Annotated in this window: 14 protein-coding genes and 1 tRNA gene; 12 read left to right on the forward strand and 3 right to left on the reverse strand. The window is 63.7% G+C overall.

Going from position 1 to position 12,388, the window contains the following annotated elements:
• Nucleotides 1-70 precede the first annotated feature (70 nt).
• Both AC1RTB_RS13210 and AC1RTB_RS13215 read left to right on the forward strand, forming a co-directional pair.
• The gene (locus AC1RTB_RS13210; protein ID WP_492878384.1) at nt 71-1,057 is read left to right on the forward strand and encodes a Gfo/Idh/MocA family protein; all 987 of its coding nucleotides are present in this window, start codon (nt 71-73) and stop codon (nt 1,055-1,057) included.
• A 72-nt stretch (nt 1,058-1,129) separates the two neighbouring features.
• Entirely contained in the window at nt 1,130-1,822 is a 693-nt protein-coding gene (locus AC1RTB_RS13215; protein WP_492878382.1) for a spermidine synthase, read from the forward strand.
• On the opposite strand, the gene AC1RTB_RS13220 is transcribed toward AC1RTB_RS13215, so the two are convergent.
• Nucleotides 1,819-2,625 (reverse strand): undecaprenyl-diphosphate phosphatase, encoded by an 807-nt coding sequence (locus tag AC1RTB_RS13220; RefSeq protein WP_492878381.1) that lies wholly within the window; start codon nt 2,623-2,625, stop codon nt 1,819-1,821. The genes AC1RTB_RS13215 and AC1RTB_RS13220 overlap by 4 nt on opposite strands.
• A gap of 160 nt (nt 2,626-2,785) precedes the next feature.
• Between AC1RTB_RS13220 and AC1RTB_RS13225 the strand changes: the two genes are divergently transcribed.
• From AC1RTB_RS13225 to AC1RTB_RS13270, 10 genes are all read left to right on the forward strand, one after another.
• Nucleotides 2,786-3,478, forward strand: coding sequence for a glutathione S-transferase family protein (locus tag AC1RTB_RS13225; protein ID WP_492878379.1), 693 nt, complete (start codon nt 2,786-2,788; stop codon nt 3,476-3,478).
• Nucleotides 3,459-4,601 carry a tRNA epoxyqueuosine(34) reductase QueG gene (gene queG / locus AC1RTB_RS13230; protein ID WP_492878377.1) on the forward strand — a complete coding sequence of 381 codons (1,143 nt, stop codon included), beginning with the start codon at nt 3,459-3,461 and terminating at the stop codon, nt 4,599-4,601. Before AC1RTB_RS13225 ends, queG begins: the two co-directional genes overlap by 20 nt.
• 11 nt (nt 4,602-4,612) lie before the next feature.
• Nucleotides 4,613-5,527, forward strand: a complete 915-nt coding sequence (locus AC1RTB_RS13235) for an SDR family oxidoreductase (protein ID WP_492878375.1) — start codon at nt 4,613-4,615, stop codon at nt 5,525-5,527.
• A gap of 97 nt (nt 5,528-5,624) precedes the next feature.
• Nucleotides 5,625-6,719, forward strand: a complete 1,095-nt coding sequence (mepA, locus tag AC1RTB_RS13240; RefSeq protein WP_492878373.1) for a penicillin-insensitive murein endopeptidase — start codon at nt 5,625-5,627, stop codon at nt 6,717-6,719.
• A gap of 92 nt (nt 6,720-6,811) precedes the next feature.
• Nucleotides 6,812-7,195: a methylglyoxal synthase gene (locus AC1RTB_RS13245; RefSeq protein ID WP_492878371.1), complete on the forward strand. Its 384-nt coding sequence runs from the start codon at nt 6,812-6,814 to the stop codon at nt 7,193-7,195.
• Between the two features lie 26 nt (nt 7,196-7,221).
• Nucleotides 7,222-8,244: a glucokinase gene (locus AC1RTB_RS13250; protein WP_492878370.1), complete on the forward strand. Its 1,023-nt coding sequence runs from the start codon at nt 7,222-7,224 to the stop codon at nt 8,242-8,244.
• Nucleotides 8,245-8,360: 116 nt separating this feature from the next.
• Nucleotides 8,361-9,170, forward strand: a complete 810-nt coding sequence (dapB, locus tag AC1RTB_RS13255) for a 4-hydroxy-tetrahydrodipicolinate reductase (RefSeq protein WP_492878368.1) — start codon at nt 8,361-8,363, stop codon at nt 9,168-9,170.
• A 44-nt stretch (nt 9,171-9,214) separates the two neighbouring features.
• Nucleotides 9,215-9,832 carry a 2,3-bisphosphoglycerate-dependent phosphoglycerate mutase gene (locus AC1RTB_RS13260; RefSeq protein WP_492878366.1) on the forward strand — a complete coding sequence of 206 codons (618 nt, stop codon included), beginning with the start codon at nt 9,215-9,217 and terminating at the stop codon, nt 9,830-9,832.
• A gap of 181 nt (nt 9,833-10,013) precedes the next feature.
• Nucleotides 10,014-10,098 (forward strand) — tRNA-Leu (locus tag AC1RTB_RS13265).
• A 265-nt stretch (nt 10,099-10,363) separates the two neighbouring features.
• Entirely contained in the window at nt 10,364-11,419 is a 1,056-nt protein-coding gene (locus AC1RTB_RS13270; RefSeq protein WP_492878364.1) for a glycosyltransferase domain-containing protein, read from the forward strand.
• 49 nt (nt 11,420-11,468) lie between these two features.
• On the opposite strand, the gene AC1RTB_RS13275 is transcribed toward AC1RTB_RS13270, so the two are convergent.
• Nucleotides 11,469-11,843, reverse strand: a complete 375-nt coding sequence (locus tag AC1RTB_RS13275; protein WP_492878362.1) for an SPW repeat domain-containing protein — start codon at nt 11,841-11,843, stop codon at nt 11,469-11,471.
• A gap of 194 nt (nt 11,844-12,037) precedes the next feature.
• Nucleotides 12,038-12,226: a hypothetical protein gene (locus tag AC1RTB_RS13280; protein WP_492878360.1), complete on the reverse strand. Its 189-nt coding sequence runs from the start codon at nt 12,224-12,226 to the stop codon at nt 12,038-12,040.
• Nucleotides 12,227-12,388 lie beyond the last annotated feature (162 nt).

Genomic DNA, 12,388 nt, shown 5'->3' on the forward strand with positions numbered 1-12,388 from the left:
ATTTTACGCCCCTTTTGCGCACAGTTCGGGTTGGCGGCCGCCACGGCCGAATTCAAGTTCCGGAGGCGAGATGTTTCGTTGGGGCGTACTTTCGACAGCCAAGATCGGCCGTGAGCAGCTGCTGCCGGCAATCGCCGATTCCGACAATGGCGTGGTTGCGGCCATCGCCAGCCGCGACATCGCCAAGGCCAAGGCGCTGGCCGAGCGTTTCGGCGCGCGCCACGCCTTCGGCTCCTATGACGAGCTGCTCGCTTCCGATGCTGTCGACGGGGTCTATATCCCGCTGCCGACCTCGCAGCATTTGGAATGGGCGGCCAAGGCCGCCGAAGCCGGCAAGCACGTGCTGGTCGAAAAGCCGCTGGCGCTCAAGGCGGACGACATCGCCCCGCTGATCGCCATCCGCGACCGCAAGAAGGTCGTCGTCTCCGAAGCCTTCATGGTCACCTACCACCCGCAATGGCTCAAGGTGCGCGACCTGATTGCGTCGGGCGCCATCGGCAAGCTCAAGCATGTCCAGGGTGCGTTTTCCTATTTCAATGTCGATCCCAACAACATGCGCAACCAGCTCGACCTCGGCGGCGGCGCCCTGCCCGACATCGGCGTCTACCCGACGGTGACGACGCGGTTTTCGACCGGCAAGGAGCCGGTGCGCGTGCAGGCAAGCATCGAGCGCGACAAGAAATTCGGCACCGACATCTATTCCAGCGTCCGCGCCGATTTCGGTGATTTCGAACTGTCTTTCTATCTCTCGACCCAGCTCGCCAACCGCCAGCTGATGGTCTTCCACGGCGACAAGGGGTTCATCGAGATCCACTCGCCCTTCAATGCCGGGCTCTACGACCATCACCGCGTCGAGTTGCACAATGCCGGCCACAACGAGGCGATCGTGTTCCGCTTTCCCGGTGCGCAGCAGTACCGGCTTGAGGTCGAGACGTTTGTGCGCGCAGCACAAGGCGGCAAGGACCACGTCTTTTCGCTCGAGGAATCGGTGCTCAACCAGAAGGTCATCGACGCCATCTTCCGTGCCGGCGAGCATGACGGCTGGGAGAAGGTCTAAGCGGGGCCTTCTGCCGCCGCGCATTTTTTATGCTAGGGAGCGCGAAATGATCTCCCAATTCATGAGTTGCCAATGATTCCCTGGTCCGTTCTCGACACCGCAAAGATCCCCGGTGGCGGTGAGGAACTGCGCCTCAAGCAGCGCGGCCACGAGTTCTCGATCATGCTCGGCACCAACGAGCTGATGAACAGCCGCCTCAGCGGCTCGGAAAAGGCGCTGGCGACGCTGACCTCGGAGCGCATCCGCGACCGCAACCGGCCGCAGATGCTGATCGGCGGGCTCGGCATGGGCTTTACGCTACGCGCAGCCTTGGCCGAGCTTGGCGCCAATGCCCGCATCGTCGTTGCCGAGCTGGTGCCTGCGGTGGTTGCCTGGGCGCGTGGGCCGATGGCGGAAATCTTTGCCGGTAGCCTCGACGACCCGCGCGTCGAAATCGTGGAGGACGACGTCGGCCGCGTCATTGGTGCCGCCAAGGTGACCTATGATGCCATCCTGCTCGATGTCGACAATGGCCCGGAAGGGCTGTCGCGCAAGGCCAATGACAGCCTGTACAGCCATGCCGGGCTTGATGCGGCGCGCGCGGCGTTGCGTCCGGGCGGCGTGCTGGCTGTGTGGTCGCAAGGTCCCGACCGCAGCTTCACCAGGCGTCTTGAGGTCTGCGGTTTTGCCGTCGAGGAGGTCAAGGTCCGCGCCAACGGCAAGAGCGGCGCCCGCCATGTCATCTGGCTCGCGACCAATGGCGGGGCAAAGGTGGTGGGGCGTTAGCCCCACACCAAAAGCGCGATCATCCCGACGCCGCCAACCAGCAGACGCCACCAGCCAAACAGCGCGTAACCATTGCGCGAGACGTAATCGAGCAGGTGGCGGACGACAAACAGCGCCGTGACGAAGGCGACGATGAAGCCGATGCCGATCACCGGCAGGTCGGCCGCCGACAAGACGTCGCGGTTCTTGTAGAGGTCGTAGGCGAATGCCCCGACCATGGTCGGCATGGCGAGGAAGAACGAGAACTCCGCCGCCGCCCGCTTTTCCACGCCCATCAAAAGCGAACCGACGATCGTCGCACCCGAGCGCGAGGTGCCGGGGATCATCGCCAGGCACTGGAACAGGCCGATCCTGAGATAGACCGACAGCGGAAACTTGGTGACGTCACCGTAACGCGGCTTGAGGTCGAGCTTGTCGAGAAACAGCAGCACGAGGCCGCCGAGGATCAGCATTGTGCAGATCAGCTTCGGCGACTCAAACAGCACCGTCTTGATGAAATCATGCGCCAAAGCGCCGATGATCGCCGCTGGCAGGAAGGCGATCAGGATGCCTGCGACGAAACGCTGGGTGTTGGGATCGCGCGGCAAGGTGATCAGCATCTGCCACAGCCGCGCCGAATAGACCGACAGGATCGCCAGGATGGCGCCGAGCTGGATCAGGATTTCGAAGGTCTTGCCGGTCGAGTTGAAGCCGAGGAAATGCCCGGCGAGCAGGATATGGCCGGTCGAGGAGACCGGGATGAACTCTGTAAGCCCCTCGATCAGGCCGAGCAGCAGCGCGTCGATGATTGTCTGGCTATCCATTCCGTCCCCGCGAGGTGGTTCATTCGCGATTGCTTGTCATGGGACGGAACTCACCCTATAGGTCGGTTCGCCCGAGAGCCCGGTGCGCCGGGCCCAGAAGCTCTAGCGGCGCGGCAACCGATTCGCCAGAGCGCCATCGATCACGAAATTTCGCAGGACCATGCTGACGCTTTTCCATCACCCAATGTTCGCGACATGCCGTTTCGTCCGCCTTGCGTTCGGCGAGTATGGCGAGGAGCTGGCGCTGATCGAGGAGAAGCCGTGGACGCGGCGCAAGGAATTCCTGGCGCTGAACCCGGCTGGCACGCTGCCGGTGCTGCTCGCCGAGGGCGATGTGCCGATCGTCGGCGCCATGATTATCTCCGAATATATCGACGAGACGCGCGGCGTGCTCAAGCGCGAGCGCCGGCTGTTCGCCGAGGACCCGATGGAGCGCGCCGAAATCCGCCGCCTCACCGACTGGTATCTCACCAAGACCGAAAGCGAAGTCACCCGGCATCTGGTGCGTGAGCGGGTGCTGAAGCCGCACATGCCCGAATCGGCCGGCGGCGGCTCGCCCGATTCAGGCGCCATCCGTGCGGCCCGTGCCAACATCCGCCAGCACATGAAATACACCAACTGGCTCGCCGGCACGCGTCACTGGCTCGCAGGACCGCGCATCACCTATGCCGACCTCGCCGCCGCAGCCTCGCTTTCCGTGCTCGACTATCTCGGCGAGATCGAATGGCGCGAATATTCCTCGGCGCGCGAATGGTACACTAGGGTCAAGTCGCGACCGTCCTTCCGGCCCTTGCTCACTGACCGGGTACGAGGCCTGACACCGGCATCGCATTATGCGGACCTCGATTTCTGATACGGCCCTGCGCCAGCTGATCGAGCGCGAAGCCAAACGCGCCGGCTTCGCCGCCGTCGCCGTCACGCGCCCCAACGCCATTCCGCTCGCCCCTGCCCGCCTCGCCCAGTTCGTCCACGAAGGCCTGCACGGCTCGATGGGCTGGATCGCCGAAACGCTGGCACGCCGCAGCGAGCCCTCCGTTTTGTGGCCCGAAGTGCGCTCGATCATCGTTCTGGCAATGAATTACGGGCCTGACAGCGACCCGCGCGACCTTCAATCGCACAGCGATCGCGCCGCGATCTCGGTCTATGCCCGCAACCGCGACTATCACGACGTCATGAAGGGCCGGCTGAAGGAGATCGCCGGCAAGATCGTCGCCCGCGCCGGTGGCGACGTGAAGGTGTTTGTCGACACGGCCCCTGTGATGGAAAAGCCGCTGGCCGAAGCCGCCGGCCTCGGCTGGCAGGGCAAGCACACCAATCTTGTCAGCCGCGAATTCGGCTCCTGGCTGTTTCTGGGCACCATCTTCACCACAGCCGAGCTTGAGCCGGACGAAGCAGAGGTCGACCATTGCGGCTCCTGCCGCGCCTGCCTCGACGCCTGCCCCACCGACGCCTTCCCTGCGCCCTACAGGCTCGACGCCCGGCGCTGCATTTCCTACCTGACCATCGAAAACAAGGGGCCGATCCCGCACGAATTCCGCCAAAAGATCGGCAACCGCATCTATGGCTGCGACGACTGCCTCGCCGCCTGCCCGTGGAACAAGTTCGCCCAGGCAGCATCCGAGGCAAAACTCGCCGCGCGCGACGACCTGCGCGAGCCGCGCCTCGCTGAACTGCTGGCACTCGACGATGCGACCTTCCGCACCTTCTTCTCGGGCTCTCCGGTCAAGCGCATCGGCCGCGACCGTTTTGTCCGCAATGTGCTGATCGCATCGGGCAATTCGGCTGACGCTGCGTTGATCGAGCCTTGCCGGGCTCTGCTCGCCGATGCGTCTCCCTTGGTGCGCGGCGCCGCCATCTGGGCGCTGTCGCGACTTGTGCCGGGCGAGATGTTTTCGGGTCTTGCGCAACAGGCCCTGAAGGTCGAAACCGAAGAGGACGTGATTGCCGAATGGCAGCTCACGCAAGTCGAACCCTAGCGGAAGCAGGCATGACCGAGCAGAAATTCTTCATCTTCGGCGCCGGTTACTCCGGCAAGGCATTCGCCCGCATGCGCCCACAAGGCGTGCGCGTCGCCGGCACCACCCGCTCGGCTGACAAGTTCGCTGGTCTCGAAGCCGCCGGCATCGAGCCCTTTGTCTTCGACGGACAGCTCACCCCTGAAGTTCGGGCGCAGCTGGCCGTAACAACACATCTGATGGTCTCCGCCGCGCCCGGCGAGGACGGCGACCCGGTGCTGAACGCCGCGCATGAAGCCATTGCGCATGCCATGCCGGCCCTTCGCTGGATCGGCTATCTCTCGACAGTCGGCGTCTATGGCGATCATGGTGGCGCCTGGATCGACGAGACCGCCACCTGCCACCCGAAACCCCGCCGCTCGCAGATGCGGCTTGAGGCCGAGCAAGCCTGGCATGAACTCGGCGAGCAGGTCGCACGTCCCGTGGCGATCCTGCGCCTGTCGGGCATCTATGGCCCGGGGCGCAACGCCTTCGTCAATCTCGAAAACGGCACCGCCAAACGCCTGGTCAAGCAGGGCCAGGTGTTCAACCGCATCCATGTCGACGACATTGCTGACGCGCTGTGGTTCCTCGCCGATGGCGACTATGGCGGTGTCTTCAACGTCACCGATGATGAGCCCGCGCCGCCGCAGGACGTCGTCGCATATGCCGCCGAAAAGATGGGCGTAGCACCTCCGCCGGAAATTCCTTTCGAGACTGCCCAACTTTCGCCCATGGCGCGGTCCTTCTATGGCGAGAACAAGCGCGTCGCCAACACCGCGATCAAGGCGCTGGGCTACAAATTCCGGTTGCCGAACTATCGCGTGGCGCTGGACAGCATGTGGGCCGATGGCAGCTGGCGCGGTGAAGGCGAAGGCGACAAGCGCAGCCCGATAAGGCAGACCTGAACCGGCTGTTCGATGCGGCGAAATGAGGGGGCGAGGTGCCAAAATTTACCATTCGGTAACCGTGGCGGGCCAAGCTCGTGGAGAGGATCGGACTCCAATGACGACATTATTCGGCAGATTTCTGGGCAAGGCAGCGCGGCTTCTCATGGTTGCCGCCACATTTGGCCTTGTCGGCCTCGACATGAAGGCGGCCAGCGCGTCCGACCTGGCAAAGGACCTGTTCGGTTCAAAGAAGCTGCCGGCGGCGATCGCTGCCCATTCCTACGGCTTTTATTCCAAGGGCTGCTTCTCCGGCGGTGTGGCGATTGCCACCGACGGGCCGACCTGGCAAGCCATGCGCCTGTCGCGCAACCGGCGCTGGGGTCATCCCAAGATGATCTCGCTGATCGAGAAGCTGTCGCGCGACGCGACCGCCGATGGCTGGCCGGGCCTTTTGATCGGCGACATCTCGCAGCCGCGCGGCGGCCCGATGCTGACCGGCCACGCCTCCCACCAGATCGGCCTCGATGCCGACATCTGGTTCACGCCTATGCCTGACCACAAGCTTTCGCCGAGCGAGCGCGAAAACATGAGCGCGGTGTCGATGGTCAATGAGAAGACCCATCGCGTAATCGACAGATTGTGGACGCCGGCGCATGCGAAGCTTTTGAAGCGCGCCGCGAGCTATCCGGAGGTCGAGCGCATTCTCGTCAACCCGGGCATCAAGAAGAAACTCTGCGACACTGTCACCGGCGACCGCTCGTGGCTGCGCAAGGTTCGCCCCTTCTGGGGGCACGATTACCATTTCCACGTCCGCATCGGCTGCCAGGCGGGCTCTGTGGGCTGCAAGGAACAGGACCCGACGCCGCCCGGCGACGGCTGTGACAAGTCGCTCGCCTGGTGGTTCACCGAAGAACCCTGGCGCCCGGCCACCGGTCCGCAGAAGCCCAAGGCGCGCGACATCATGACCATGGCCAGCCTGCCCAAGGAATGCCGCGCCGTGCTCGATGCACCCTCGCCGGCCTCCGAAGCCGCCGTCACTTTCCGTGGCAAGGGCGCGCCGACGGCTGTGGTTGCCGCGCCGGCACCCCAGCCCGAGGTCGCGAACACGCCTGTCATCACCGATGCCGGCACACCGGCTGCGGCAAACGCCTTCGCGCCCAGGCCTTCCGTGGACATTCCGTTGCCGCGTCCACGGCCGACGAACAACTGATCCGGGCAAGGCAAGCATGCCGCGACGCTTCCCATGCCATGGAAATCGGTCTATGGATTTCAACCGATTTAGTTCGTCCGGATGAACCGAGAGTGACACCAGCATTGCGTCTCGCGCTGATCGCCCATGACGAGAAGAAGGACGACATGGTTGCCTTCGCAGGCGCTCATGCCGAGTTCCTGATGACCTGTCATATCGTCGCCACCGGCACCACTGGCCAGCGTGTGCTGGCGGCGTGCCCCGATCTCAATCTGACACCGTTGAAAAGCGGTCCGCTCGGTGGCGACCAGCAGATCGGCGCGCTGATCAGCGAGGGCCAGATCGACCTGTTGATTTTCTTCGTTGATCCGCTGACGCCGATGCCGCATGACGTCGATGTGAAGGCATTGACGCGGCTCGCCATCGTCTACGACATTCCCATGGCGTTGAATCGGGCGACGGCCGAGATCATGCTGGAAAACCAAGAGAACGGCTGAACGCCGACGCGGGGACGAAACCGGGCATGTCACATCTAAGCGAGCAAGCGCAGGCTCTCCCCTTTCCGATCCTGATCGGCGACATCGGCGGCACCAATGCGCGCTTCGCCATCGTCGAGAGCGCCGACAAGGACGCCGGCGAACCGCGCATCGTCCAGACCGCCAACTATGCCACCATCGACGACGCCATTCTCGCTGTCCTCGACGGCGCGCCGGTGCGTCCGCGCTCGGCGGTGCTGGCCGTTGCCGGTCCTGTCGAGGGCGAGGCGATTGCGCTCACCAACTGTCCCTGGGTGGTGCGCCCCCGGCAGATGTTTTCGACGCTTGGTCTCGTCGACATCCTCGTGCTCAACGATTTCGAAGCCCAGGCGCTCGCGGTCGTGGCGCTCGGCGACGAGCATATGGAAAAGATCGGCGACGGCGAGCCTGAAGAAGGTGCCGGCCGCGTCGTGCTCGGCCCCGGCACCGGCCTGGGCGTCGCAGGGCTGATCCACGCGCTCGGCCGCTGGATTCCGGTGCCTGGCGAAGGCGGTCACATGGACCTCGGCCCGCGCAGCGAGCGCGATTTCGAGGTGTTTCCGCATCTCGAAAAGCTCGAAGGCCGCATCTCGGGTGAGCAGATCCTGTGTGGCCGGGGGCTGGTCAACACCTACCGCGCCGTGGCCACGGCCGACGGCAAGACACCTGTCCTCACCCAGCCGGCCGAAGTCACCGCTGCGGCGCTCGCCGGCAGCGACGTGATTGCCGAAGAGGCGCTTTCGATCTTCGTCACCTGCCTTGGCCGCACCGCTGGCGACCTGGCACTGGTGTTCAAGAGCAAGGGTGGCGTCTACCTCACCGGCGGCATCGCCCAGAAGATCGTGTCGGCATTGAAACAGGGCAATTTCCGCGAGGCCTTCGAAGACAAGGCACCGCATCGCGAGCTGATGGCCTCAATGCCGGTCTATGTCATCACGCACCCGCTGGCGGCTCTTGCCGGGCTTGCCGCCTATGCGCGAAAACCGGAACTGTTCGGCGTGGAGACCGGCGACCGGCGCTGGCGCCTCTAGGCCTGCCTGCCGCGCGGCAAAAGGCGGTTTCCCCTTCGCACATCATGCTTTAAGAGGGGCGCAGTTTTCGCGCAGCGGCAGGGCTGCCTGTTTGACCACGCCGCAAGGAGCTGACAATGAGCGACATGGGTCTTGTGGTGGTGGGTGCCGCCGGGCGGATGGGGCAGGTGCTGTTGCGCACCATCCACGCCATGGAGGGCGTGCGGGTCGTCGGCGCCATCGAGCGCACGGGCTCGCCGCATCTCGGCAAGGACGCCGGCGAACTCACCGGCATCGGCATCATCAACGTCGAAATCACCGACGATCCGCTGGCCGCCTTCGCCAAGGCCGACGGCGTGCTCGATTTCACCGTCCCGGCTGCGACCGTCGAATTCGCCGGCTACGCCGCCCAGGCGCGTATCGCCCATGTCATTGGCACTACGGGCTGCTCGCCGGAAGACGACGCCAGGATCGCCGCTGCCGCGCGCCACGCCACCATCGTCAAGTCGGGCAATATGAGCCTCGGTGTCAATCTGCTCGCCGTGCTGGTCGAAAAGGCCGCCCAGGCGCTCGGTCCCAACGACTTCGACATCGAAATCCTCGAAATGCACCACCGCCACAAGGTCGACGCACCCTCGGGCACGGCCCTGCTTCTCGGCGAGGCGGCGGCCGAAGGCCGCAAGGTAGCACTTGCTGAAAACAGCGTGCGCGTGCGTGACGGCCATACCGGCGTGCGCGAGACGGGTACGATCGGCTTTGCCGCGCTGCGTGGCGGCTCGGTGGTCGGCGACCATTCCGTCATCCTCGCCGGCACCGGCGAACGCATCACCCTGTCGCATCAGGCCGAGGACCGCACCATCTTCGCCCGTGGCGCCGTCAAGGCGGCCTTGTGGGCGCATGGCCGCAAGCCGGGCCTCTATTCGATGCGCGACGTGCTCGGGCTCTAATCCACCCAATCCAGCCTCATCATCTCAATCTCAAGGGAGCAAAAATGTCCGGAACTCTCGTGCTCGTCCGTCACGGCCAGAGCGAATGGAACCTGAAGAACCTGTTCACCGGCTGGCGCGACGTCGACCTGACCGAGCAGGGCACCGCCGAAGCCAAGGCCGCCGGCCAGAAGCTTGCCGCGCGCGGCCTGAAGTTTGACATCGCCTTCACCTCGGCCCTGATGCGCGCGCAAAAAACCTGCCAGCACATCCTCGACGCCACCGGCCAGAGCGATCTCAAGACCATCCGCAACCAGGCGCTCAACGAGCGCGACTATGGCGACCTCAACGGCCTCAACAAGGACGATGCCCGCGCCAAGTGGGGCGAGGAGCAGGTCCATATCTGGCGCCGCTCCTACGACACCCCGCCCCCCGGCGGCGAAAGCCTCAAGGACACCGGCGCGCGCGTGTGGCCCTACTACATGCACGACATGCAGCCGCATGTGCTGCGCGGTGGCACGGTGCTGGTTGCAGCGCACGGCAATTCGCTGCGTGCGCTGATCATGGCGCTTGAAGGCATTTCAGGCCCTGACATCGTCAAGCTCGAACTCGGGACCGGCGTGCCGATAGTCTACAAGCTCAACGCTGATTCGACAGTCGCTTCCAAGGACGTGCTGGCGTAAGCCAATACGGGAGCCGTGGATTCGCGGCTCCCAACCCTTCGCCGGCTTCGATTTGCTGCCTGCCCCAACGTCATGCGGCAAGCTGGAATGCGGCAATTCCAACCCGTCGCCGCATTCGTCGGCAAAAGCTGAAAAAGCGCGTTGACACAGTCGCTTCGCCCGCTTACATCAGCCCGCACCAGCCCAGATGGCGGAATTGGTAGACGCGCACGGTTCAGGTCCGTGTGCCGCAAGGCGTGGAGGTTCGAGTCCTCTTCTGGGCACCATTCATCCGGACTACCAACCGGATGAGCCACTCGGACGAGTGGCATCGACTGACCTTGTCTCCCCGATAGACGTATCATTCTGCTTGGAAGCTCGCATTCCTTGAGCGCTGATTGATCGCGCCAACAACTTTTGCGCGCAACGCCTTGCGGCCTCGCCAAACTGCTAGCACACTGCACCAAGAAAACGGCCATCTCGGCTGCGCAGGCGGCGCGCCCGCTCCGCGTTGGGGCCATCCGAGTTCTGTTGAAGTGATGAGGCGTTTGAATGAAATGCTGCGTCTACACTGTGCTGCTCGGCGAATATGAGGAACTCAACGAACAGCCCGTCGCCTCTCGTTCTCAACTGCCGTTCATCTGCCTGACTGACGATCCGTCGCTGCAAAGCGCGAGCTGGGATTGCCGTCTGGTGGAGCCCTTGTTTCCGCAGGACCCGATACGGAGCCAGCGCGATCTGAAAATCCGTCCGCATCTGTATCTGGCGGACTATGACTGCTCGATCTACATCGACAATGCGGTGATCTTGAAGGAACCGCCCGAACGCCTGCTGGAGCTGTTTGAGCCGGAGACCGGCTTCCTCATTGCGCCCCACTCTTTCCGGGAAACTGTCCTGGACGAGTTCCTGGAGGTTGCGCGGCTGGGCTTTGACGATTCCACGCGTATTTTCGAGCAACTCAATCACTACACGCTCAGCTGCCCAAGTGTGCTGCAGGAGCGCCCATGGTGGGGCGCGATGCTCGTCCGGGACCATCGTTCGGCGCGTGTTCGCTCGATGCTGGAGATCTGGGCCTCCCACGTGATGCGCTACTCGCGTCGCGACCAGCTTTCGATCAACATGGCATTTAAAGCTGCCAATCTTCGCCCGACGGCGCTGCGCGTGGACAACATCGTTTCCGATCTGCACGTCTGGCCGCAGGCGGTGGGCCGTGATCGACAGCGCGGAGCGCGCAACACCAATGTCAGCCTGATGCCCGTCGCTGCCCGTGTGCGGCATCTGGAGCAAAAGCAAGCTGAGCTGCTTGCGGCGCACGAAGAAGAAAGCCGCACCCTGCGAACTGAAAACGCGCGACTTTCTGCTGCTCGCGACGTTGAGCTTGCCGCTCGCGACCTCGAGCTTGCTGCGATCAACTCCGCGCGCTTTGCCGAGACGGCTGCGTTGCATACGGAGATAGCGCGCCTTCACGCAAAAGCCCAAGCGCGTCGAATGAAGAACCGCCTGCGCCGGCTGCGCGGCAAGGTCATTCGCCTCCTGCACCCAGGACGCGCGCTCGTGACGCCGGCCGACACGGAACTGTTAGGCCGGATATCCGATCTTACAACATGAAAGGCTCGGCTCCCAAACTCCGGGAGCCGGCCTCATTCTCGGTGGGGCATCATGCCTCAAGGTTGCGGTTGCGATCCTGCCAGAGTTCCAGCACGGCCAGCGCCGCCACGGCGATGCCGAGGCCGATGTGCCAGCTGCGCAGCGCGCCGCCATACTGGAAGAAGAATGGCGAGATGATCATCCAGGCGCCGCACAGCAGCGACAGGAATTCCTCCCAGCGCCGCAGGAAGACCTGCTCGAGACCGGCAAGCACCACGACGGCGGCACCCACAAGCGCTGTGACCGCCACCATTTTGGGCATGCCGGAATTGCCGAGCAGCATCGGCGAGGCAATGATCGCGACGCCGAGGATCATCGAGGCGATGTCCTCCCAGCGCCGGTGTTGCAAGAGGCCCGCGGGGGCCATTTTCTCAAGGGTTGCCATGATAAAAATCCTCTTCGGATACGTTCGAGTTAAGCTCGAGCGCCCGTGAGGACTATGTGTGCGTGCCTGTCGAACTCCTCAGTCGGGCGTTCTTCGCACTGGCAGCATTATCTCAAAAAAACGCAATAAGTTCAATGACGCCGAACGGCGACACGCTGGCGCAGCAGCAAGGCCGGGACAGGCCTGCTTCGCCCCTACCCGCGACTGATGTACCGCAGCCACCACAGGCCGGCACAACCGCCAAGCGCGGTTATGATCCCGATCCAGAACCACTCGCTGCGCCCGGTCATGAAGCTGCCGCCGAGCCAGCCAGCACCCTGCATGGTCCAGACAGCACCGACGATGATCGCGAGCACGGCGACGATATTGGCAATTCTTGTCATGCGCTCCTCACCTTCGCTGATTATGTTCATAACGTCGTTTGGCCAGGTATATTTCCACAGCACCACGGAGTATTTCTTGCAAGCTTATCTGGGATGGCGATTCGCCTGATCTCGGGATCACCTGAATGCCGAATCGAAAAGTATGAAAATATTCCTTCGATT

The sequence above is a fragment of the Aminobacter sp. GW821-FHT11F06 genome (genome assembly GCF_058808215.1).

What these genes read in the sequence shown, in the direction of transcription:
- dapB (WP_492878368.1), top strand. Translation starts at nt 8,361, where the DNA reads ATGAGCGACATGGGTCTTGTGGTGGTGGGTGCCGCCGGGCGGATGGGG.
- AC1RTB_RS13220 (WP_492878381.1), bottom strand. Translation starts at nt 2,625, where the DNA reads ATGGATAGCCAGACAATCATCGACGCGCTGCTGCTCGGCCTGATCGAG.
- AC1RTB_RS13215 (WP_492878382.1), top strand. Translation starts at nt 1,130, where the DNA reads ATGATTCCCTGGTCCGTTCTCGACACCGCAAAGATCCCCGGTGGCGGT.
- AC1RTB_RS13250 (WP_492878370.1), top strand. Translation starts at nt 7,222, where the DNA reads ATGTCACATCTAAGCGAGCAAGCGCAGGCTCTCCCCTTTCCGATCCTG.
- AC1RTB_RS13280 (WP_492878360.1), bottom strand. Translation starts at nt 12,226, where the DNA reads ATGACAAGAATTGCCAATATCGTCGCCGTGCTCGCGATCATCGTCGGT.
- AC1RTB_RS13275 (WP_492878362.1), bottom strand. Translation starts at nt 11,843, where the DNA reads ATGGCAACCCTTGAGAAAATGGCCCCCGCGGGCCTCTTGCAACACCGG.
- AC1RTB_RS13225 (WP_492878379.1), top strand. Translation starts at nt 2,786, where the DNA reads ATGCTGACGCTTTTCCATCACCCAATGTTCGCGACATGCCGTTTCGTC.
- queG (WP_492878377.1), top strand. Translation starts at nt 3,459, where the DNA reads ATGCGGACCTCGATTTCTGATACGGCCCTGCGCCAGCTGATCGAGCGC.
- AC1RTB_RS13235 (WP_492878375.1), top strand. Translation starts at nt 4,613, where the DNA reads ATGACCGAGCAGAAATTCTTCATCTTCGGCGCCGGTTACTCCGGCAAG.
- AC1RTB_RS13270 (WP_492878364.1), top strand. Translation starts at nt 10,364, where the DNA reads ATGAAATGCTGCGTCTACACTGTGCTGCTCGGCGAATATGAGGAACTC.
- AC1RTB_RS13260 (WP_492878366.1), top strand. Translation starts at nt 9,215, where the DNA reads ATGTCCGGAACTCTCGTGCTCGTCCGTCACGGCCAGAGCGAATGGAAC.
- mepA (WP_492878373.1), top strand. Translation starts at nt 5,625, where the DNA reads ATGACGACATTATTCGGCAGATTTCTGGGCAAGGCAGCGCGGCTTCTC.
- AC1RTB_RS13210 (WP_492878384.1), top strand. Translation starts at nt 71, where the DNA reads ATGTTTCGTTGGGGCGTACTTTCGACAGCCAAGATCGGCCGTGAGCAG.